Here is a 24,124-nt window from a genome sequence, read left to right as displayed (position 1 = left end):
CTGTCATCTTTGGATTTAAGTTTCAGCCTGACCTTTATCAAGGCTTATACTGTAAAGAGTATATTCTGCATTGTCAGCATGAAACTTCACTGTAAGAAGCTCATCACCGCTGACATATCCTATCTTTAGCTTCGTTGTTCCCTTGCTGTCTATATTTCCAATCAGCTTATCATTCACATATACTTCAATTCCTTTATCACCAAAGGCTGTTGTATCATATTCTGTAATATCACATACAAGATATATATTATCAGCTGATTCCGCCGGAATATAGTATATATATGAATCTTTGTCTGTATTCTTCGTTCCTTCGTATCTCTTAGATTTCTGCCAGCCCTGACCTTTACGACTGCAGACATTGCTTTGTTCTTTACCATTACGGTCTTTATGTTCTGTACATATCTCTTTCGTTCCAAATGTATATTTCAGATTACCATAACCTGGCCAGTCTGTAAGCTCATGTGTCAGATAGTACATTCGATATTCTGTTCCAACCTTAGGATTCTTTCCCCACCATAATACTAATATGTAAAAAACAACAAGTACTGCACATGCTGCGTACAGCAATACTCTTGCTATATTCTTTCTCATACAGACCTCCATTTTTTATACTTCTACAATCATATAATATAAATCATTTTTCGCAATCTGCCAAGTAAAAAAGGTTCTACAGACATATTGTCTGCAGAACCTTACAATTAAATCATATTATAAGACAATTATTACATTAAAGCCTATAATTAGCAAACTCCCTGAGCAAGCATAGCGTCAACAACCTTCTCGAAACCAGCGATATTAGCACCAGCAACATAGTCTGTCTTTCCACCAACTGTCATATCATATCTCTTAGCAGCATCTGAAATGTTAGCGTAGATTGTTTCCATGATTCCCTTAAGCTTTCCATCAACTTCTTCGAATGTCCATGAAAGTCTCTCTGAGTTCTGGCTCATCTCAAGAGCAGATGTAGCAACTCCACCAGCGTTAGCAGCCTTACCACCTACGAAGAGAACACCATTCTCCTGGAGATACTTAGTAGCTTCTAATGTTGTAGGCATGTTAGCACCTTCTGTTACAGATACAACACCGTTAGCAACAAGCATCTTAGCATCCTCGATGTCTAACTCATTCTGTGTAGCACATGGAAGAGCAAGATCTACCTTGTACTGCCATACTCCATGTTCACCATTCTGCTTAGCAAAGTACTGAGCTGATGGCTTAGCAGCAGCATATTCTGTAAGACGTGCTCTCTTAACTTCCTTAACTTCCTTAAGAAGTGCAACATCAATTCCTTCTGGATCATAAATCCAACCTGTTGAGTCTGAGCATGTAACAACTTTAACACCTAACTGCTGTGCCTTCTGGATAGCGTAGATAGCAACATTACCTGAACCAGATACAGCTGCTGTCTTGCCCTCAAGTGACATTCCATTATCTTTCCATAAAGCATTAGTAAGGTATAATAAACCATAACCTGTAGCTTCTGTTCTTGCAAGTGATCCACCGTATGTAAGTCCCTTACCTGTAAGTACACCTTCGAACATTCCACGGATTCTCTTATACTGACCGAACATGAATCCGATTTCTCTTGCGCCTGTTCCGATATCACCAGCTGGAACATCGACATCAGCACCGATATATTTGCAAAGTTCTGTCATAAAGCTCTGGCAGAATGCCATGATTTCTCTGTCTGACTTACCCTTAGGATCAAAATCAGAACCACCCTTACCACCACCGATTGGAAGAGTTGTAAGTGAGTTCTTGAATACCTGTTCGAAACCTAAGAACTTGATGATGCCTAAGTTTACTGAAGGATGTAATCTTAAACCACCCTTGTATGGTCCAATAGCGTTATTGAACTGTACACGGAAACCTCTGTTTACCTGTACCTGTCCCTTGTCATCTACCCAAGGAACTCTGAACATGATCTGACGATCTGGCTCTGTAATTCTTTCAAGAATAGCGTTCTTTCTGTAAACTTCCTCGTTAGCCTCAACAACTGGTCTTAAAGACTCAAGAACCTCTGTTACTGCCTGTAAAAATTCAGGCTGATCTGCATTCTTCTTAGACACGATGTCTAATACTTCATCAACATACCCCATAACCTTAAAACACTCCTTTAAATTATTATTTAAGATTGTACATTACTGCACATCAATTCTAGCGTTATTATATCTGTTCTGGTTAATTTCCGCAAGTTTTTTATAGCGTTTACCTATTAACTTTAAGTTATTTGTAATAATATTAATTAAAATAAGCCTACATCTAATGTATGTTGTTTTTCTTGCTTAAGATAATTAAGTTTTTACTTTTTGATAAAATCATGGTAGAATGTATTCGTTATTTTTTTATTATCCTAGTGTAATTAAGGAGTGAATTATGTCTAATTTTTTTACAAGAAGTAAAGACGATATGAAATATTTATTTAAGAATAAAGAAGAGCTTTCTAAGAAAGAACGAAAAAGAAAAAGGCGTGGCTGGGGTACACTTATTGGTCTTATATTAGTTCTGATACAGCTTATTGTATCGGGATTACTTTTATTTAATATATTTAAGTTAGATATTCTTCCATTGAAGTATTTAATTGCGGTCAACGCATTTTTACTGCTGATATTCCTGTATGATTTCACATCACAGTTTACGAAGGCACATATTATAGGTAAGATTCTGGCAGTACTTATGTCAGGAGTGATTGTTTTCATATACCTTGTATCATCTAAACTTGATTCTGTCCTTAATAAGCTTAACCTTCCTGAGATTAACACCGACATCGTTGATGTAGTTGTACTTGCAGATGATAAGGCTTCCTCTTTAAATGATCTTGCCAATTACAAGTTTGCTTATAATTCAACTGCAAGCAACGCTAATGTCAAGACAGCATTTGATTCTGTTAAATCAGAGCTTAACAAGAGCAGTCTGGAACTTGCAGAATACAAATCATGGGATGACCTTGTAACTGCCTTTTATGATAATACAGAGGTTCAGGCAATTGTTATGAATGATTCCATGCTTAAGGTTGTTGCCTCACAGTATGAAGACTTTGATACCAAGGTTAAGATTATTAAGCAATACGAATATAAGAAGCTTGTTACTGTCCAAAAATCCAATGTTAATGTAAAGAAAGAACCATTTATAATATATGTTTCCGGTATTTCAAGTGAAGATGGTGCCGATTCAGCACTCTCTAATAATGCACTTAGTGATGTCAATATAGTTGCCGTTATTAATCCTGAAACCAAGCAGATTCTTCTTGTTACAACCCCAAGAGATTCTTACATCAAGATTACCGGGCCTGATGGAAGAAAAGGTTATGATAAACTTACACATGCTGGAAACTATGGTGTAGAAGCTTCTATGGACACTCTCCAGAATCTGTATGGCATTGACATTGATTATTATGTAAAGATTAATTTCACAGGCTGTGTCTCTGTTGTAGATGCACTTGGTGGAATCACAATTGACTCAGAAGTAGAATTTACCTGTGGCGAAGATGCTTCTCCTATTCCATATCATTTTGTCAAAGGACCTAATGAATGTGATGGCGAGATGGCAGTTGCATTCTCAAGAGAAAGACGTGCATTTGCCGCCGGAGACTTCCAGCGTGGACGTAACCAGACAGCAGCTATAAAGGGTATCTTACAGAAAGCTACTTCTCCTGCAATACTTACCAAGTACTCAGCCGTACTTGATGCTGTCAGTGATATGTTCCTTACTAATATACCAACAAATACAATATCTGATCTGGTTAAGCTTCAGTTAAGTGACAGCACAGCATGGAATATCCAGACATATAGTATCGAAGGATCAACCCAGCCACCTGCTGGACAGGGTCCTGCTTATCTCGAGATAACCGGCCTTAGAGGTGCTTCTGTTGTATATCCTTATGCGGATAGTATCAATACTGCTATCCAGCTTATGAGTAAGATTCAGAACGGCGATATATTCGATGTAGATGAATATGTTGACAGCCTTAACAACAATTCTAATTAATCAATAAAACATAACCCCGCAGTCCATAAGACCGCCGGGGTTATATTTTTATAATCCATCATTACAATATATAATTATCTATAACATATGCCACACCACAGTTATCATTAGATGGTACGTTGACATCTGCATATTTCTTAACTTCAGGATATGCATTCTCCATAACCGCTGCAAGACCTGCATACTTTAACATTGGAATATCATTCATTCCATCGCCGCATGCAACGAGTTCCTCACTTGTTATATCAAGCATTGTGAGCAGCTTATCCAAAGATGCATCCTTTGCAACTCCTGCAGGTACTACCTCTAAGAAATAGCTCTCTGAAAAAAATGCATTGATTACTCCCTCATGCTTATCTAACAGGGCTTTCTGTACCGGAATAAGCTTTTCATGCTCTCCTACAACCAGAAATTTCTCTACAGGATAATCCACAAATTTGCACAAATCATCTACTTTCTTGATTGTAGTGCTGTTGCATATTGCTTCTTTCTTTACATATTCATCAGAATCACTCTCAGCAGCTATCTGCGTATCAGCATATGTCAGAGCATACACACCGTTGGCTCTTGCAAGACTGCATATATCTGCTATACAATCCTGTGGCATTATTGTCGCAGACATCTGCTTCCCTATCTTGCAGTCAACTATACAGCCGCCATTATATGCCAGTATATAACCACCTTTTTTGTCAAGCTCAAGCTCTCTGGCTATTGGTGTTATTCCAAAAAGCGGTCTTCCTGATGCAAGAATAACCTTAACACCTGCATCTATCGCTTTCTCAATCGCTTCTTTATTACCTGCTGGCACTTTCTTCTCTCTATTAGTTAATGTTCCGTCCAAATCCAGTGCCAATGCCTTATATTTCATACTTCTCTATCTCCTCTTTTCGTCATGTATGAACAATTTAGCATATAACACCAGTGATTTCAACCTAAGATATTCTCATCATGTTAAATGTTGTATATATATTCAGTTTTCCATAACCAGCTACAGGGTTAGGATATACCATATATTCTGAGCGTACTGCACCTCTTATAAGCTGTGCTTTAATATCGTTATGATTAATCATCTGACTATTCTTTACATTTACCTGATATGAATATAAAAGTGCAACACAGCCCCCGGCATAAGCCGCCGCATAGCTTGTTCCAGTAACCTTAACGCCTCCAGATGGAGCAATTCCATATACCCCCGCACCCGGTGCAACAAAATCAGGTTTAATCCTTCCGTCAGCGCTATATCCACGCCCACTTTCATAATAAGCAGCCCCTGTATAATGATTATATGCTCCTACACTTATAACACCATCAGCTGCCGCTGGAACTGTAAGTGTTGTATCCGGGTCGGATTTTAAAAAATATATATCCTGTCCGGAAAACTGCTTTAATGGAAGCCATGCATTATAACTTCCTTTTATATTAGTGAGACTATATATATAGAATTTCCATGTACCCTCAACTGGTGTCTTAAGTCTTACGAATATAACCTCCATTCCAGCCACATTTTCAGTTATCTGATAATCTACCGTAACCGTACTTCCCTCATAAAGAAATGTATACTCCATACTTGCACCCATTCTTGCAGGTATTCTTGGAACATATTCCCCTGACGGTGATTCAATCGACACGGATAATATATCAAGACTATCCGCCCATATTTCCATCGTAAAACCCTTTCCTGTTCCATCAACATTAATTTCCATAACATCAGGTACCAGGGCTGACATTACTGCCCCTTTATAATGACATTTATTATTAGCTTCATTGCCCATACATGTTATAACTGATATATTGGGTTTTTTAGTAAGATTCTCCATCATTTCTGCCAGAGGAGATGCGCCTGTTCTTGAACCATTAGCACTTCCCAGACCAAATATTATTATCAATGGTTTTCCAAGACGTATAGCGTAATCTTCAAGAAATCTTAAAGCCAGCATAATATCACTTTCCTCAAAAGCTGGAACGTCATCCTTTATCAGAAAAAAATCTCTCAGATACTGTTTACTTTGTTTTAATTTAACCACTAAAAGTTCTGCTCCTGGTGCAACGCCAACATATCCGTCTGTATATGAACCTGCTGATATTGAAGCAAGCAGCGTTCCATGTCCTGACGTGTCTCTTTGTGCAACATAAGAATATGGATTTTCTCCGTTATTGTCAGCCTCTATTGCCCTGTCTATTTCATCCTTTTCATATACTCTGCCAAAATGTGCATATGTATTTGCAACATCAGTCTCTGTTCTATCTGTCTGATCCCATATAGCCTGAATTCTTGTATTTCCAAGTCTGTCCTTGAAAACATCATTAAGATAATCTATTCCGGTATCCACATACCCTATGAGAACATTACTCCCGTCTGCCTGCAGATTATCCTGTCCAAGTACCCGTAAAGCACCTATTTCATCAAGTGCACTTATATCTGCATCGCCTTCCATGAGTCCATATAACTTTGGAATAGTAAAATACCCCAGAGAGCTTATATTAAGCTGGCGGTTATCAGGCAGTTCTCCATGAGCTATAATCCATTGCGAATCAGCTCTCTGCGAACATATCCCTGACAATGCCTTAATAGCTTCATCAGCCCCTGGGGTATCTTCTATTATGTAATCATATATATTCTCTTTGGTTATATCAAAATCACATGCCATAACATCTCCTTAACATAAAGCAATCACTGTACATGCTATATGTATTCAGAAATGTATTGTATTATTCTGCTATAACTATTATGCTCTCATAGTTATTACCGGAGCACCTTTCTTTTCAACAACATCTTCTGTTATTGTAACTGAACCTATATTGCTATCTTTCGGTATCTCATACATTATATCAAGCATAAAATCCTCAATAATAGAACGGAGTGCTCTTGCACCTGTATCTTTTTCCATTGCCTTTCTTGCTATGCTTCTTAATGCATCATCTGTAAACTCAAGCTTCACCTCATCAAGCTCTAACAGCTTCTGATACTGCTTGAGAATTGCATTCTTAGGCTCTTTCAGAATATTGACAAGCATATCCTCATCCAGTCTGTCAAGTGAATATATGATAGGCAGTCTTCCTAAAAACTCAGGAATCATTCCGTATTCTCTAAGATCATCAACCGTCACATAAGACATGATGTTCTTCTCATCATCATATTTATCTTTAAGGTCAGCATTAAATCCCATTGAGGATGACTTATTAAGCCTTGTCTTGATAATATCCTCAAGATCCGGAAATGCACCACCACATATAAACAGAATATCCTTCGTGTTAACAGTCACCTGTGGAACCATTGCATTCTTACTTGTCGCACCAACAGGAACTTCTATCTCACTGCCTTCTAACAGCTTTAACATTCCCTGCTGTACAGACTCACCACTTACATCTCTGCTTCTGGTCTCTTTCTTCTTGGCAATCTTGTCTATCTCATCAATAAATATAATTCCATGTTCAGCTTTTTCTACATCATTGTCTGCTGCCAGTAAAAGCTTAGAAACAACTGACTCTATATCATCTCCGATATATCCTGCCTCTGTAAGTGTTGTTGCATCTGTAATAGCAAGTGGCACCTGTAATATTCTTGCAAGCGTCTTAACAAGATATGTCTTACCGCTTCCTGTAGGTCCAATCATAAGCATATTAGACTTCTCAATCTCAACGTCACCCAGAATCTTAGCATCTGCTGAAACTCTTTTATAATGATTATATACAGCCACCGACATTACCTTCTTAGCATAGTCCTGACCTATAACATACTCATCTAACTTTTTCTTAATCTCATGTGGTGCAGGCAGCTTGGAAACGTCAAGCGCTGGTAACTCCTTCTTATCCTCTTTCTTTTTCTTAAGCTTCTGCTTTTCTGGAACCGGGTCTGAATCCATAACGCCAAAATTGCCAAACATGCCCATTCCAGGCATGTTTGACATCTTCATCATATCTTCATAATTAATTCCGCTGCTGTTAATTGAATCGAATGTTCTTTGCATACAATCCTGACAGATGTATATATTGTTAGGCATAACAATCATCTTACCAGCTCTTGATTCTGGTCTTCTGCACACAAAACATATCTTCTCATAATCATCGGAATTCCCATTGTTATTCTTATTAATATCCTTATCTTCTGTCATATTCTCATTGGTATTATCCATAAATATCTACTTGGAATATATCCTTAAGATGCCTTCTTAGAGCCAAGCGTTACCTCCGTGCTCTTAAGAACATACTCGCTTCCTTCCATATGATAATAATCTATAGTTACTTTTTCACCTGCCTCATAATACTGAAGCATGTTAGTAAGTCCTGACATAGTAGTAACTGTCTGGTCATCAAATCCGACAATTATGTCATATGTCTCTAATCCTGCCTTGTCTGCTGCTGAATCATCGGCTACAGTTCTTATAAGAATACCTACAGGATATCCATAATATGATGCATAATTACTTGTAATATCTACTGCTGCAATTCCAAGGTATGCTGCCTTATCTGACGAAACCTTGTTTCTTGTCTGCTTAGTCATTAATGAATCAATAATATCCTTAACATTAGAAACAGGGATTGAATAAGCCATACCTTCTACACCATCACTGCTGGTCTTTGCAAAGTTAATAGCAATAACCTTTCCTTCAGAATTAAGAAGAGCTCCTCCACTGTTACCAGAGTTAATCGCTGCATCTGTCATAAGAAGTCCTGTAAATGTTACATTGTTGACTGTAATTGAACGGTCCTTTGCGCTAATTATACCAGTTGTAACTGACTGGCCTTCACCTAATGCATTACCAATGGCAACAACCTGCTGTCCAACTTTAATATCTGATGAATCTTCAAGTTCTGCAATTGCAATATTAGACGCTGTATCAGATGAAATATCACTTAATGATACTGCGGCTACTGCAATATCCTGATCTGACTTAGAACCCTTAACAGAACAGCTTGCACTTGTGCCATCAGAGAATACACATTTAAGATTATCAATATTATCAACAACGTGTGCATTAGTTACAATAAGTAATTCAGTATCACTCTTTCCTACAATAATACCTGTACCACTTGATGTTGCCTCATAACTCTGTCCATATCCAAAATAACTTGAACTATTAACTGTTGTTGTACCATTAAGCTGAACCATTGCAGGAAGGGCTGCTGTAGCAACTGCCTCTACATCCATCTTATCTGATGCTGAAAGATTAGTATCTTCTGTAAGCGAAGAATCTGTCTTAGCAACATTAGAAATATTATTACTTACTGTTGGTATATTAACACCTGTAGCATCAGACTTATTACTGCCAGCAATCTTTCCGCCTGCATAATTAACACCAAACATAACCGAACCTGCTATTGCGCCAAAAAGTACTGCTGAAAGAACAAAGCATGCTGCTTTCCTTGCAAATCCGCCTTTGTTTTTCCTGTGCTTCTTAGCTTCATAAGGTGCGCTTGAAAATGCTGTGTTATTATTGGCTGTACTGCTATTATTAGTATTGTTATATGGTATATCACTGCCACTGTAACGGTACTGTGAATCATTCTCATTATTGTCATTATACATAATCATTCTCTCCTTTTACCATTGTATTATCACAGTGAAGATTCCATACATAACAAATGAACACATCTCACTGTCAATACATGTAATATAACAACGAAATGTGTTCATATTGTGTTTTAGTTGTTAATTAAATTTGAACTGATTATAAACCAACAATTTCTGATACTGCATCAGTAAGTTCTTTTAACTTCTTATCAGCATCTTCAAGACCTGTACCCTTAACACCCATATAGAACTTAATCTTAGGCTCTGTTCCTGAAGGTCTTGCACAGCACCATGCGTGGTCATTAAGCTCGAAGTAAAGTACATTAGACTCTGGAAGACCTGTTGGTTTCTTCTCTCCTGTAGCAATGACTGTACACTCATCTTTCTTATAATCCCTGAACTCTACAACATCCCATGCTCCGAACTTCTTAGGTGGATTATTTCTTAAATCATCCATCATCTTAGCGATCTGAACAGCACCTTCCGCACCCTTCATAGTTACAGCCTTCTGTCCTTCCTTGAAGTAACCATACTTATCAAAGATGTTAATCATCTGATCCCATAAAGTAATGCCCTTAGACTTATAGTAAGCTGCTGCTTCACATAATGCCATAACAGCTACGATGGCATCCTTATCTCTTGCATGAGTTCCAACTAAGCAGCCATAACTCTCTTCAAAACCGAATTCATATTCATATGTATTATTCTGCTCAAAGAACTTAATCTGCTCACCAATATACTTAAATCCTGTAAGAACCTCAATAAGCTTTAAGTTATATTCTTTAGCAATAAGATCTGCTAAATTAGTAGATACTATAGTCTTTACAAATGCTCCATTCTCATGAAGAAGTCCCTTTTCCTTTCTCTGTGAAAGAAGGTATTCAGCAATAAGCATACCAGACATATTACCTGTGAATGACTTATATTCGCCAGACTTAGTATCCTTAGAATATACTCCAAGTCTGTCTGCATCAGGGTCAGTTGCAAGAATAATATCCGCATCAACTTCCTTAGCAAGTCTTAATGCATATGTGAATGCCTTAGGATCTTCCGGATTAGGGTACTCAAGTGTTGTAAAGTCAGGATCTGGTTTCTCCTGTTCTGGAACAACATATACATTCTTGAAACCTAACTCTCTTAAAATTCTTCTTACAGGAACATTACCTGTACCATTGAATGGAGAGTATACAATCTTAATATCATCAGCAACCTGCTTAATAATATCTCCATTAAGACTCTGCTTCTTTAATGCTGCAATAAATGCATCATCCATATCATATCCGATAATATTATAAAGACCTCTTACTCTTGCCTCTTCTTCATCAATAGTCTTAACATCATTAAAATCTGTAACGGCCTTAACTTCGTTGATAATCTGTGTATCCTTAGGTGCTGTTATCTGGCATCCGTCATCCCAGTATACCTTATATCCATTGTATTCTGGTGGATTATGGCTTGCTGTAACCATTATACCTGCTGTGCAGTGAAGTTCTCTTACAGCAAAAGAAAGTTCTGGAGTTGGTCTTAATGATGGGAAAATATACACCTTAATACCATTAGCAGCAAGACAAAGAGCCGCTTCCTGTGCAAATTCTCTTGACATTCTTCTGTTATCATGAGAAATTGCAACACCCTTATCCTGTGTTCCCTCTTTGATAATAAAGTTAGCAAGACCCTGTGTTGCTTTTCTTACAATGTACACATTCATTCTGTTAGTACCATTGCCGATAACACCTCTAAGTCCTCCTGTTCCAAACTCAAGATCCTTGTAGAATCTGTCTTCAATCTCTTTCTCATCTCCTGCGATTGATTTGAGTTCTGCGCGTGTGGCTTCATCAAAATATTCATTCTCACACCACGCTTTGTAAGTATCCATATAACCCATACCCTTTACCTCTTTTCTTTATTATATTAGTCCTGTAAAGCTTTTCTAAAGCTCTCAGAAACTGCTTTCAATGCCTCTTCTTCATCTGGTCCTTCAGCCATAAGCGTAATCTCATCGCCACAGCCGACGCCTGATGCAAGAATTGATATAACACTCTTTGCATTAACAGTCTTATTCCCAAATGTAAATGTTATATGTGAATCAAATTTGACAGCAGTGTCACACATTGCTCCTGCTGGTCGAAGATGTATTCCCAATGCACTTCCAACTAGTATCTTCTCACTTACCATATGAATCACCTCTCAATTATTAATTGTTGCTGATGTTGTCTCTTGTGTCGGTCTAGTAGTTTCCTCCGTATTATCCCTGAACAATACATTAACTGAAGGTGTACTCTTCAATGTAACACCATCGGGAAGCTTTACCGACACTGTGATGCTTCTTGTTCCTGAAGATGTATATGTCGACAAATCTGCTGTCATTGTTATAGCAGATGCGTCTAATGCAGCAATTGCAGCCTCTGAACCCTCAACATCTATTGAAAATGTTCTATCCTCGAAGCTGTAACTCATTCCGGTTTCAAGTCCACTAACCTTAATATCTGATGTATTAAGTGTTATTGTCTTATTACCTGTACTCTCAATTCTTACTGTAACCTCAATTCTTGCATTATCAAGAATTGTAAGCGATTTATCTATGTAATCCGTAAGGCCAAACTTGTACACTTTATTTTCAGTCAAACCATCTACATTAATATTACTTGCCGGAATAACAATCTTATCAAGACTGTTAAGCATATTGGTATCACCATATACAACAACACTATCACGATTAAGCGTCACTCCTGAAACTCTGTATCCATCTGCCGGCTTTCCTGACGTCTTAACTTCTATACTTACAGTCTTAGTCCTTACAACCTGTGCAGTATAGCCCACACTTGTCTGTGTAAGTTCAACAGAAGAATCATTAATTTCATTATTATCAGAATCATACAAATGAATATCTGCTGTTCCCGTCACATCTGCAGTCGCTCCTGTCACATCAAAAGATATCCCTGCATGGTCTATATTATCGATAACAGACGAAGGTCCTGTAACCTTAACAGATGTTGGATTAAGCACTCTTCTTACCACTGCATAGCCATCTGCCGCTGAACCGGTAATGTCTGAAACGACATTTACAGTCTTAGTATCTCTGTTTTCTATGCTTAATCTTACAGCAGATGTTTTAGGTGTAGCTTCAACATTATTAAGAACCTGTCCATCTTTAACAACTGATACATGAATATCAACATAATCAGCAAATGCGCTTATCTTACTAAGATCCGCAGTTGCAACAATATCACTTGCTTTGATATTAGTAACAATACTCTTTGGACCGCTTACATATACTGATATCTTGCCACCCTCTACAATCTCATAACTGTAATTCTTATCAGTCAGACTCTCGGTATTAATAAGCTGTACTGTCACATTACTGAATGTATAACTCGTGGTTGGGTCATATACATTAACTATAACCGTCCACAAAACGACTGCAAATATAGCCGACAGAATCTTAAGGCTCAGGTTCTTAAACATCTTTTCCTTCATGCTTTAACCTTCCTCTCCATATCTTGAACGACTTCACATCAATAGTTCTTCTGCGAAGATATTCCAGCTTGTTTCTAAGAGAATCCGCATCAATATCATGAATAAGTTCTCCACCAACAGCCACTGAAACCCTACCGGTTTCTTCAGATACTATAATAGTCATACTATCTGTCACTTCACTGATACCAACGCCTGCTCTGTGCCTTGTACCAAGAGCCTTATTAAGACTGTTATTATCTGAAAGAGGAAGATAACATGTTGCAGCAACAATCCTGTCTCCCCTTATAATAACAGCACCATCGTGAAGTGGCGTATTATGCTCAAATATATTGATAAGCAGCTGGCTTGTAACCAGGCCATCAACAGCAATTCCTGTTTTCTCATATTCTTCCAGAACCATATCCTGTTCAATAACTATAAGTGCTCCTGTATAAGCAGCTCCCATATCAAAGCATGCCCTTACTATCTCTTCAGCTGTCTTACTGCTAAATCTTTCACCCTTTTCTCTTCCGTCATTAAACCTGAAAAGTCCAAACAGAATCTTCTTTCGTCCAAGCTGCTCTAATGCTCTTCTTAGCTCCGGCTGGAATATGATAACAAGTGCAATAATACCAACACTGATTGTCTTACCTGCAATCCACAGAATAGTCTTAAGATTAAGAATATATGCAATCAGTGCAAATATAACAACAATAATAATTCCCTTAAGCAATACCCATGCCTTGGTATTCTTAATCCATACCATGACATTATATATAACAAAAGCAATAATCACAATCTCAATAATATCGGTCCATGTTATACGCGGAATATATAATTTAACAAGATAATCCCTTATGAAATTATTCACTGTATTATCGCCTCCGTTCTTCTTATAATCTCCTACATAAAACTAACAAAATGTATTCTGATAATTACTTATCATCATCATAGAATAAAATATCATCTTCTTCCTCGTTAGATACTGCATATCCATTATTTTTAACTGTATCTCCTGCTCTCATCTGTCTTATATCAGATGTCTTCTTCGTCTTTTTAGCATTAATATGCTTAATTCTTACATCAGCATTTGCAACGTTAATCTTTGGTACAGCCTTTACATAATAATAATATTCATCATCCTCATACTGTACATACTCTGTTCTCTTATAATCAAGTGCAAAGAAAACAATATTGCAGATATATGCAGCTGCAACCCCAAGTATAACTCCAGTAATTATAAGAGCAATATTAAAATCTGATTTCAAAGCTATCTGTCCAACAACAAGAATAAGGAACTGTATTATACTGCCCACAATAATAGCTATTTTCCATGAATGATCGATTTTCTGTCTTCTGATAATGTATACAACAATAATAGTAACTGCAACTGCTATAATAAGCACCAGCATCTGTCTGTTCTTTAAAAGGCTTTCTATAAGAAAAGATATCTGTTTCATACTCTCCGACAAAGAATCATCAGAAATAGCAGCCTCATAATCACTTGCAGTTCTGATTATATAGTACATAATTATGCCAAAGCTCACCGGAATAACTGCCGCCACTGACGAGCACAGACCAACCGCTACTGGAAGTGCAAATGGTATCTTCACCCAGCAGAACATGGCTGTGATAATAAGTATATAAGCTGTTTTAGGTGCAAATCTGAAATACAGAAGATACATCAGAAGCATTATACACAATACCAGCAATGCAAATTCTGGAGCTATTACATACAACTGTATAAGAATAAACGCTGAAAGAACTATCAGTGTAAACCCACCTGGAAGAAATGCACATATAACAGAAAGTAACAGTGCAAACACCGGATTCTTCAACTTGTCCATGTAACCAATACTTGTATTAATCATAATAAAACATATCAATGCAATAATAAACTTTGATGCTGGTACTATATATGTATTATATCTGTTGTAAAATTTCTTAAAACTTTCCTTTAATTCCAATAAAAACGCCATCTATGCCTCCAAATAATTATTTCTTCTTCTGCCCTGTATAGAATCTTTCCAGCTTATTAAGCCTTGAAAAATACTTTTTGATACCTTTTCTGGTATTCTCATACCTGAAATAGTATACGAACCCGGCAATTGCACAGAATACAATAAGCATAAGTACATAATACAATGCAAATTTCTTGGCAAGTCCTATATAATCCAGATTATTGATATCTCTTATCATTCCTTCTGCGTTACACAGGAAATACATCGCCAGAAGAATTACTCCTGCAAATGTAGTGGCAATCACTGTCTTTAATACTCCAAAAGCGATGTAATCACCCTTAAAATACTTGGCAGTTTTCAACATGCTTTTTCCTTCATTCTTTTCATATATTGCCATCTTGGTCATCATTTTGATTTTATTCTCATTAAGCAATTCATTCACCTCATTAAACAAGTTTAACCTGCATATGTTTAAATATAACATATTTTTACCTAATTGTATATTATAATTTGAGAGTGTCCGCCACCTGTAACAGTTAATACTCAATATATATTATATTCCTTGTTTTTGCAGATTATATCTGTTTTTCTCTTTTTATATAATATAACACGATCACTCTGTTATAAAAAGAAAAAAGAGTGAAAGACATAAAAACTTCCACTCTTAATCATTCTAGAATTCGATGCGTATCTGTGTCCCCTTGTCAACTTCACTTTCTAAATATATTCTTGCATCATGAAGTTCTACAATATGCTTTACAATAGCAAGGCCAAGCCCTGTTCCACCAGTTTCCTTTGAACGGCTCTTATCAACTCTGTAAAATCTTTCAAATACTCTGTCCTGCTGATCCTTAGGAATTCCTATTCCATCATCAGTCACTTCTAACCTTGGCTTGCCATCTACCATTCCTGCAAACACTTCCACATGTCCGCCTTCTTTATTATATCTTATTGCATTCTGTACAAGATTATCAATAAGCTCCCTTATCATATCCTTATTGCCACGAATCATGCATGCTGAACCTCTATATGAAAAACGTATTCCCTGTTTCTGCGCATTAACCTGCAGAGACTCTGCACAATCCTTAACAAACTCATACAAATCAAAATTCTCATACTGCCTTGGCATTTCGCTGTGGTCTAATTCTGAAAGCCTTATAATATCATTAATTAATGATAATAATCTTTCTGAATTACGCTTAATCTCATGTGCAAAATGTATCCCCTGTTCATGGTTTACCATCTCATTCTCAATAAGCTCGGCATAGCCTGAAATTGCGGTAAGAGGAGTCTTTAGTTCATGTGATACATTTGCAGTAAAATCCTGTCTGCTTCTTGCAGCAGCAAGAATATTCTCATGCTGTGTCCTGATTTTCTCTGCAAAAGGTGCTATTTCTTTATATACAGGCTTCTCCTGTACGGAATCTATATTCTTAGCCATTCTTTCAATAGGCTCAATAAGTGTCCTTGTAAGTAATTGTGAAAGAACGATACACACTACTATAATTACTGCAAGTATTCCTGTTACAGCCGGAAACACATTGCCAAACACACTTAACATACTGCTTGCATCACAGGATACCCTTATAACAGTTCCATCCCTCTGTTTTAAAGCATAATAAAAGGTATTCATATCCATCGTGTCAGAATTTCTTACGCACTGGCCATGTCCGGTATGAAATGCATCCTGTACCTCAGGTCTGTCTTTGTGATTAGGCATTACATTAATATCATTATCATTATCAAAAAGCACCACACCATCTGAATCTATCCATGTAACCCTGAGATTATTAATTGGAAGCTTTACATCTGCATATTGCGATGACTTTTCAAAAACTCCGGTTTCCATGAGCACTTCTGCATTAGTTCTCAATCCGGTCTGGACCTGTTTCTTAAACAAGCCATAATATATAAAAGTTATTCCGATAGCTGTAGCAAGAACTGCTATAACTGCTATTCCAATAAGCCTTAAATTAATCTTCTGCTTCATATATCCCACCTGTTCTGTCTGTTAATTATACCAGGCTACTCAATAACATATCCTACATTACGCACGGTTCTTATACGCGAGCCTGCATCACCTAACTTCTGTCTTAAAGTCTTAATATGCATATCCACAGTTCTTGACTCACCTTCAAATTCTGTTCCCCACACCTTAAGTACAATAGAATCTCTTGAAAGCACTATATTCTTGTTAGCCATAAGATATCTTAACAATTCATATTCTTTATATGTAAGCTCAACCTGCTTTCCTGAAACCGTAACCGCATGCCTTTCATGATTAAGTTCAATCTCTCCTACATCCAGCACGCCTGCCTCGTCTGTTTCTGTTCTTCTAAGAAGTGCTTTAACTCTCGTAATAAGCTCCATTACAGAAAACGGCTTCTTAATATAATCGTCAGCACCATCCTCAAGTCCCTTTATCATATCAAGCTCTGTAGACTTTGCCGTTACCATAATAACCGGCAGTCTCTTAGTTGCAGAATTCAATCTTAACTTCTTAATGATGTCATAACCACTTTCGTCAGGAAGCATCACATCAAGCAGCACAAGGTCCGGAAGAATCTCATCAAGCTTCTTAAAGAACTCTTTGGAACTTCCAAATGCACCTACCATATGTCCACTGTTCTTAAGTGCAATTGTCTCTATTTCCCTTATGCTTTCATCATCCTCAACTATATATATAAGAGCCATTTTCTCATCTCCTGTTCTAGTCAGCCTTCTTTAATTCCGGAAGCTGATACTGTTTATAATACTGTCTGCATTCTTTTGCAAACTGAGGATTATCCTCATTTGTAAGATGCTCCAGATATCCATGTGTTTCAAAACCATTATCTCTTACTTCAATCATACATACAGCAATATTAGAGCAATGGTCTGATACTCTCTCAAAATTCGTCATAATATCTTCGAGTATAAGTCCTGTCTCAATTGTACATCTGCCTTTTCTTAATCTGTTGATATGACGCTGCTTAATTTCTAAGTTCAGACCGTCAATAACCTGTTCTAACGGCTCAATATGCTTTGCCGCTTCAATATCCTGATTTTCAAAAACCTGTACTGTGTTACCAACTATATCATGTACCGCTTTTGCAAATGTTTCAAGTTCTTTTCTTGCATTCTGTGAAAAAGAGGATTCCCTGCTGTTCATCTCTTTTGCAGATTTTGCAATATTAATTGCATGGTCAGATATTCTTTCAAAATCACTCATACAGTGAAGAAGTATTGAAAATGTATGATTATCATGTCTTGATAAATCGCAGTTACCAACCTTTACAAGATATGACCCCAGCTTATCCTCATACTTATCGACATCTTCTTCCATTGCCACAACCTCATCATATGCAGCATCTGAATAATTATTAATAATGTCAAGTGCCTTATCTAACGCTTTCTGTGACAGATGTGCCATCTTCACAGCCGTATTCCTGCATAACTCCATCGCAACTGCCGGTGTATCTAAGAATCTTTCATCAAGTGCTGCAAGATCTGCTGCCACACCTGTCTGAATAACTTCCTCATGTTTTCCATCTGGAATAGAAAGAGTTGCAAGCTTCACAAGCAGATTAGAAAATGGGAAAAGTATAATTACACATCCGATATTAAAGAGACTGTGAATCACTGCTATTCCTGCTGCATTTGCCGATGTTGATAAGAATTCAAAATGAACAAACATGTTCAGGCTATAAAATATAACCATAAATATAACTGTACCAATCATATTAAAATAAAGGTGTATCATTGATGCTCTCTTGGCATTCTTCTTTGCACCTACAGAAGATATAAGTGCTGTTACACATGTACCTATATTCTGTCCCATAATAATAGGAATTGCTGTCGCATAGTTAACCGCACCTGTTACACATAATGCCTGCAGTATACCAACCGACGCTGATGATGACTGGATAACTGCCGTAAGCACTGTACCTGCAAGAAGTCCGAATAACGGATTAGAAAACAGTGTAAGCATACCCGTAAACTTCTCATTGTCAGCCAGCGGTGCAACTGCGCCACTCATAGTTTCCATACCGAACATAAGAATTGCAAATCCAAGAAGAATATTACCTATATCCTTTTTCTTAGAATTATCCTTGCAGGTCATTGTCATAATTATACCAATAACAGCAAGCACTGGCGAGAAGGATGATGGCTTTAAAAGATTAATCCATCCTGCTCCACTTATACCTGTAAGTGATAACATCCATGAAGTCACTGTCGTACCAATATTGGCACCCATAATAATACCTACAGCCTGTGAAAGCTGCATAATACCCGAATTAACAAAGCCTACAACCATTACCGTAGTTGCAGATGATGACTGTATAACTGCTGTCACAGCCATGCCAAGCAATACTGCCATAATTCTTTTAGAAGTAAGTTTTTCAAGTATCTGTTCTAATTTACCTCCGGACAGCTTTGCTAAGGAATCTCCCATGACATTCATTCCATATAAGAACAAAGCCAATCCGCCTGCCATCGTAAGTACACCAAAAATATTCATTTTACATAAGCTCCTTTTTGAACGACTTTTTCACATATCATGTGTATTCTAAATGAGCATTGTAAAATGTATTATGTACATTATGTAAAATCTATGTAAAATTTTCAACTATGTTCTTTATGCGGTCTAAATCTATAGGTTTTGCAAGATGTGCATCCATTCCACTCTCGAAAGCTGCTCGCACATCACTGGCAAATGCATTGGCAGTCATGGCAACAATCGGTATATCCTTTGCATCAGGATGCTTTGTCTTTCTTATTGTTCTTGTTGCCTCGTAGCCATCCATATTAGGCATCTGCACATCCATGAATATCATGTCATACTGACCTTTCTTGGAATGTTTAAATATGTTTACTGCTGCCATTCCATCTCTTGCACAGTCGCATGTTGCACCTTGTTCCTTAAGAAGCTCTTTAAGCATATCTGAGTTAATACCATTATCTTCTGCTATCAGAAAATTCTTACCTACCAATACATGATCTTGTTCAATCTCATGTACTGGTAGGTTATATCTGTTCCAGAGATCTTTGTTAGTATTAATATCTGCTATTCTGAATTCCATAGTTACCTCGTAAGTTGTTCCCACCCCCTGTGTGCTGAATACCTTTATAGTTCCACCCATGAGGTCAATCAGATTCTTGGTTATTGCCATACCAAGTCCTGTTCCCTGGACTGCACCCGTAAGACTTGTCTCTTCTCTAGTAAACGGTTTGAATACTTCTTTTAAATATTCTTCACTCATTCCTATTCCATTATCAGATATAATAAATTTGTATTTTGCAATCTGTGGATTGGTAACTTTTATTTCTTTTATTTCAAATGTTATGTTACCGCCTTCTCCTGTATATTTAACCGCATTAGACAATATATTAATAAGTATCTGGCTTAGTCTTAATTTATCTGCAGTAATACAGCAATACTCAATATCATCTGATTTAACGGCAAATGTCTGGTTCTTCTTCTTTGCCTGTGGTCTGATTATATTGTCTGTCTCCTTTACGATGTCAGCAAGATTCACATCACAAAGATTAAGAGTAGTTTTCCCCGACTCAATTTTACTCATATCAAGGACATCATTAATAAGACTCAGCAGATGCTGGCTTGAAACGACTATCTTTTCTGCATAGTTTCTGACTTTATCCGGATTATTATAATGTCTTAATATAAGCTGTGAAAATCCTACAATTGCATTCATGGGAGTTCTTATATCATGACTCATATTAGACAGAAACTGGCTTTTTGCACGATTTGCTGCCTCTGCTGTGTGAAGTGCATCTTCCATATGATTTCTTATCTGCTGCTCGTAAGTTCTGTCTGACAGAATTATTACAAGAACATCATCTCCGTCTTTATCCATGTGATAACATGCCTGGTTAAAAAGTCTGTATTCACTTGAATCTGCTGGTTTTATCCAGTATTCATTAACCGCAGATTCTCCTTTTTCCAGTTTCACAATATCATTCCATTCAGGAACTCCTCCTCTCTTTTCCAGTTCTCCAAAACTTTTAAGGAGACCATCATATTCGCTGCTCCTTATCCCAAGAACCCTCTCAATATTTCTGCTTACATACAATTTTCTCCAGTCTCCCCATGAAAGCATAATATACACATCATCCAGATTCTTAGCCATAATTGAAAATAATATATCCCGTCTTGCAATTTCATGATTCTTCTCACTTACATATCTTTTGTAATATGTATATAGTACTGCACATGCAACCATAAGAAGCAGTATGCCTATCTGTACTGCCATTATAACAGTTCTATGCTGAACCGCCAGAGAGCTTGAATTGGCGACGCTTATAGGAACCATTGATATCAGCCCCCAGTTATCAAATCCAATAGGAACATAAACAAGACAATACTGGGTTTCATCAAGCTGGAACACCATTTCTTCTGCATCTGAATTCTTTACACTTTTTATAAAACCATCCAGTGACTTACCAGATATATCTGCATTTTTCAGATGATAAAATATATTACCACCTATATCCATGCTGCCTTCAGACTTTAATACAATATCACCATTATCATATATTACATAACTGCTTGTGTCCTTTGAAAATGCTTTGACACCCAGTTCTTTATTAATAGCTTCTGTATTGTATGAAACTGCAATTGAACTATATTTAAAACCATTAACATCTGCAGGCTGAACGGGTATTGCAAAAAACATTACCTCATCACTTCCCGGAAGCGATCCGTCCACTACAACATTTTTTCTGTCTATCACAAGACTTTTCCATGTATTTCCAAGTTCAAGATACCCCTTTTTACCTGACGATGACAAATAATTACAGGCATCATCTATAAAATAAAATTCTGTGTAATGCCATTCATTCTTCCATTCAGCAAGAAATTTACTGATACTGTCTATATTTCACCAGCCTCATCTATATAATCGCCTGTCATTCCAAGCAGGTTCCACTGCTGCCCAGTTATCTGCATGAATTTTTCACTGACCTGCGTATACACTTCATTAAGATTCTTCGAGCTTGTCTCATACAGTTCTCTTTTGACCGTAATGGAATAATTAAGCATTATTACGCCCACACACACAAATACAACTATTGCCACACCTACTGCAGCAAAGAAATATTTGCTATACTCATTCTTCTTCAATTGACCTGTTTCCTTTCCCAAGATAATCAGCTCTTCTGTATATAAACTTCTGGTGCATCCAGTCTGCCACCATCAGAAAAATACTTTATCCATTGTTGTGCTACATTTGTTGTATGAGCTATATATCCGTCATATTTTTCGCCTTCTTTGATGTCTGCCTCAGCCTTATACATATGCACTCCGTCATGCTCTGACATATCATAATTATATGCACGTTCCAACAAAGTATGACCAGAAACGTCAACATAACAGAAAGAGTATATTTTTTCGTCTTCTACTGACTTTCCATCTGTCATAATATCCTCAAGATGCATATTGCCATTATCGTCTCTTGATATCTTCATTGTAAATCCGCTTGATGCCGGCAGCGTATCCCATGATATCGGGTCGTCATCCCGTCCACAGCCTTCCACAAGGCACCGCACAACGTCTTTAATCTCAGCACCTGTTGCATCCTTTGTATAAAACTTCACGCCTCCGCCCATTAGAAGTGCCTGTAATTGTGCTGATGTATAACTTCCCTTATAGATGTCTCCGGCATTCATGGCAGCAGGTGCAATCAGCATATCCACATTACATATTTCCCGGAGTGTATTAACTCTCACTGAAAACGCCTCACTTCCTGTATCTGATACCCGCCACTGATATTCCCTGTCAAATGTGGTAATAACCGGTGATTTTTCTTTTACCGCATTGTAGTTATTGTTAAACACTTCCACCGCCTGCAAGGCATCCACATCTCCTGCCAGCATTTTCTGTACTGCTGCGCAGCTTGCCCGGCATACACTGTCATTCCTTATATATGTATACATATGATTACTTTCAATATAAGGAATCAGGTTCGCAAATATGTCCTGCACATCTACATTTACATCTTTATTATACACAACAACGGACTGTATCCTGTCTGCCATTGCATTCATTACATCACTGCCAAACATATATCTTACTATATCCAGTGCCAGCTCTTCTTTTTTTCCTGCTCCTTTTAATTTTCCATTCATAGCTATTGAATATCCGGGTGTACTAAAATACCAGTTATCGTTATCTGTCTCCCCAAAATATGGCAAAAGAATGAGATTATTCATTCCTTCATCCTGATACTCTGCAATATTAGTGCTCTGGCGTATCATTGCAATCTTCCCGGACACAAAATCCTGGAATATACTTGAATATCCTCTTTTTGTGTCATCTGCCTGTGCATCAGTATCTTTCAAAACCTGTCCAAGTCTCGAGAACAACTTCTCACCCAGCTCATCCGGTATATAATCTATATTTCCATCCATTGCTTCATAACGCCAGGTACGCCCTTCTGTACTTTGTAACAAAGGAATTGACCACGCCTGTAACATATATGAATCTGTATAATCATATTTATAATCTGTTGCAAACCCTCTTATCCCATATTCACTGAACTTATCACATGCTTCAACAAATGTTACATAATCATGAGGCAGTTCTATTCCATATTCCTCAAAAAGTGCTGTATTGGCAAGTATCCCCTCCACGCTTGCTGCACCCGGAAGCCAGTTCACTGAACCATCTTCATTGGTAAATCCATCAAGATAAACCTTATAAAACATGTTTGTAATATCTGTACATGAAAAATCATAAAGATAATCCTTAGGATTAATATCATAATCATCGTCAGACGAAGACGTCTGTGTCCACGATGATGCATCTATTATTATATCTGCAAGGTCATCATTAAGCGCTGCATCATTAAGATACTGTGCTCCTCCCCTGCTTATTACAAAATCAAATTCGACATCCGGGAAGTGTTCTTTCAACATTCTTCCCACACTTGCAAGCCAGTAATCCTGGTCAAGCTGTACAACTATTCTCTGTTTTTCTTCTCCACTGTTTCTTAATGGCATACTACATGACAACAGCATACTTACAAGCAATACCATTACCAGTAGAACACATATTATCCGTTTCATTCTATCCTCCAAAAAGACTTTACCCTTGTGCTTTATACAGATAATACAACGTGTGCATGTCGAATTATGTCGAATAGGAGGAGAAATCAATAAAAAACCTGCATGGAATGTGCTATTTGCAGCCATACAGGTCTTTTTATAT

Annotated in this window: 19 protein-coding genes; 1 reads left to right on the top strand and 18 read right to left on the bottom strand. The window is 37.3% G+C overall.

The window, feature by feature from the left end; translation table 11 throughout:
* Positions 1-15 precede the first annotated feature (15 nt).
* Both DW963_RS08105 and gdhA read right to left on the bottom strand, forming a co-directional pair.
* Positions 16-591, bottom strand: coding sequence for a hypothetical protein (locus DW963_RS08105; RefSeq protein ID WP_117914952.1), 576 nt, complete (start codon positions 589-591; stop codon positions 16-18).
* A 149-nt stretch (positions 592-740) separates the two neighbouring features.
* Positions 741-2,099 (bottom strand): NADP-specific glutamate dehydrogenase, encoded by a 1,359-nt coding sequence (gene gdhA, locus DW963_RS08100; RefSeq protein WP_012739843.1) that lies wholly within the window; start codon positions 2,097-2,099, stop codon positions 741-743.
* A gap of 277 nt (positions 2,100-2,376) precedes the next feature.
* Between gdhA and DW963_RS08095 the strand changes: the two genes are divergently transcribed.
* Positions 2,377-3,987 (top strand): LCP family protein, encoded by a 1,611-nt coding sequence (locus DW963_RS08095; RefSeq protein WP_117914950.1) that lies wholly within the window; start codon positions 2,377-2,379, stop codon positions 3,985-3,987.
* A 61-nt stretch (positions 3,988-4,048) separates the two neighbouring features.
* On the opposite strand, the gene DW963_RS08090 is transcribed toward DW963_RS08095, so the two are convergent.
* From DW963_RS08090 to DW963_RS08015, 16 genes are all read right to left on the bottom strand, one after another.
* Positions 4,049-4,855 (bottom strand): Cof-type HAD-IIB family hydrolase, encoded by an 807-nt coding sequence (locus tag DW963_RS08090; protein WP_117914948.1) that lies wholly within the window; start codon positions 4,853-4,855, stop codon positions 4,049-4,051.
* A gap of 64 nt (positions 4,856-4,919) precedes the next feature.
* Positions 4,920-6,635: a S8 family peptidase gene (locus tag DW963_RS08085; RefSeq protein WP_117914945.1), complete on the bottom strand. Its 1,716-nt coding sequence runs from the start codon at positions 6,633-6,635 to the stop codon at positions 4,920-4,922.
* A 78-nt stretch (positions 6,636-6,713) separates the two neighbouring features.
* Positions 6,714-8,099 carry an ATP-dependent Clp protease ATP-binding subunit ClpX gene (gene clpX, locus DW963_RS08080; RefSeq protein WP_334294280.1) on the bottom strand — a complete coding sequence of 462 codons (1,386 nt, stop codon included), beginning with the start codon at positions 8,097-8,099 and terminating at the stop codon, positions 6,714-6,716.
* Between the two features lie 44 nt (positions 8,100-8,143).
* The gene (locus tag DW963_RS08075) at positions 8,144-9,514 is read right to left on the bottom strand and encodes a S1C family serine protease (RefSeq protein WP_286169202.1); all 1,371 of its coding nucleotides are present in this window, start codon (positions 9,512-9,514) and stop codon (positions 8,144-8,146) included.
* A 142-nt stretch (positions 9,515-9,656) separates the two neighbouring features.
* Positions 9,657-11,384 (bottom strand): phospho-sugar mutase, encoded by a 1,728-nt coding sequence (locus DW963_RS08070; RefSeq protein WP_117914939.1) that lies wholly within the window; start codon positions 11,382-11,384, stop codon positions 9,657-9,659.
* 26 nt (positions 11,385-11,410) lie between these two features.
* On the bottom strand, positions 11,411-11,674 hold the full coding sequence (locus DW963_RS08065) for an HPr family phosphocarrier protein (RefSeq protein WP_117914937.1): 264 nt from the start codon (positions 11,672-11,674) through the stop codon (positions 11,411-11,413).
* A gap of 12 nt (positions 11,675-11,686) precedes the next feature.
* Positions 11,687-12,976 carry a CdaR family protein gene (locus DW963_RS08060; protein WP_117914936.1) on the bottom strand — a complete coding sequence of 430 codons (1,290 nt, stop codon included), beginning with the start codon at positions 12,974-12,976 and terminating at the stop codon, positions 11,687-11,689.
* Positions 12,957-13,826: a diadenylate cyclase CdaA gene (cdaA, locus tag DW963_RS08055; RefSeq protein ID WP_243004296.1), complete on the bottom strand. Its 870-nt coding sequence runs from the start codon at positions 13,824-13,826 to the stop codon at positions 12,957-12,959. The genes DW963_RS08060 and cdaA overlap by 20 nt, the downstream gene beginning before the upstream one ends.
* Positions 13,827-13,890: 64 nt before the next feature.
* On the bottom strand, positions 13,891-14,934 hold the full coding sequence (locus DW963_RS08050) for a hypothetical protein (protein WP_117914934.1): 1,044 nt from the start codon (positions 14,932-14,934) through the stop codon (positions 13,891-13,893).
* A 16-nt stretch (positions 14,935-14,950) separates the two neighbouring features.
* Complete coding sequence (locus DW963_RS08045; protein WP_286169199.1) at positions 14,951-15,370, bottom strand: hypothetical protein; 420 nt, start codon at positions 15,368-15,370, stop codon at positions 14,951-14,953.
* Positions 15,371-15,589: 219 nt separating this feature from the next.
* Positions 15,590-16,906, bottom strand: coding sequence for a sensor histidine kinase (locus DW963_RS08040; RefSeq protein WP_117914932.1), 1,317 nt, complete (start codon positions 16,904-16,906; stop codon positions 15,590-15,592).
* A 35-nt stretch (positions 16,907-16,941) separates the two neighbouring features.
* Entirely contained in the window at positions 16,942-17,610 is a 669-nt protein-coding gene (locus tag DW963_RS08035) for a response regulator transcription factor (RefSeq protein ID WP_117914930.1), read from the bottom strand.
* A gap of 16 nt (positions 17,611-17,626) precedes the next feature.
* A complete protein-coding gene (locus tag DW963_RS08030) occupies positions 17,627-19,417 on the bottom strand; it encodes a Na/Pi cotransporter family protein (protein WP_117914928.1) in 1,791 nt (596 codons plus the stop codon).
* A 91-nt stretch (positions 19,418-19,508) separates the two neighbouring features.
* Positions 19,509-21,707, bottom strand: coding sequence for an ATP-binding protein (locus tag DW963_RS08025; RefSeq protein ID WP_117914926.1), 2,199 nt, complete (start codon positions 21,705-21,707; stop codon positions 19,509-19,511).
* Between the two features lie 83 nt (positions 21,708-21,790).
* Positions 21,791-22,039: a hypothetical protein gene (locus DW963_RS08020; protein WP_147344580.1), complete on the bottom strand. Its 249-nt coding sequence runs from the start codon at positions 22,037-22,039 to the stop codon at positions 21,791-21,793.
* A gap of 26 nt (positions 22,040-22,065) precedes the next feature.
* Complete coding sequence (locus DW963_RS08015; protein ID WP_158568668.1) at positions 22,066-23,982, bottom strand: ABC transporter substrate-binding protein; 1,917 nt, start codon at positions 23,980-23,982, stop codon at positions 22,066-22,068.
* Positions 23,983-24,124: the final 142 nt, after the last annotated feature.

Origin of the sequence: Eubacterium sp. AM46-8 (assembly GCF_003466705.1) — a bacterium.
Classification (GTDB): Bacteria; Bacillota; Clostridia; order Lachnospirales; family Lachnospiraceae; genus Lachnospira.
This window is presented reverse-complemented; position numbering and strand designations above follow the sequence as displayed.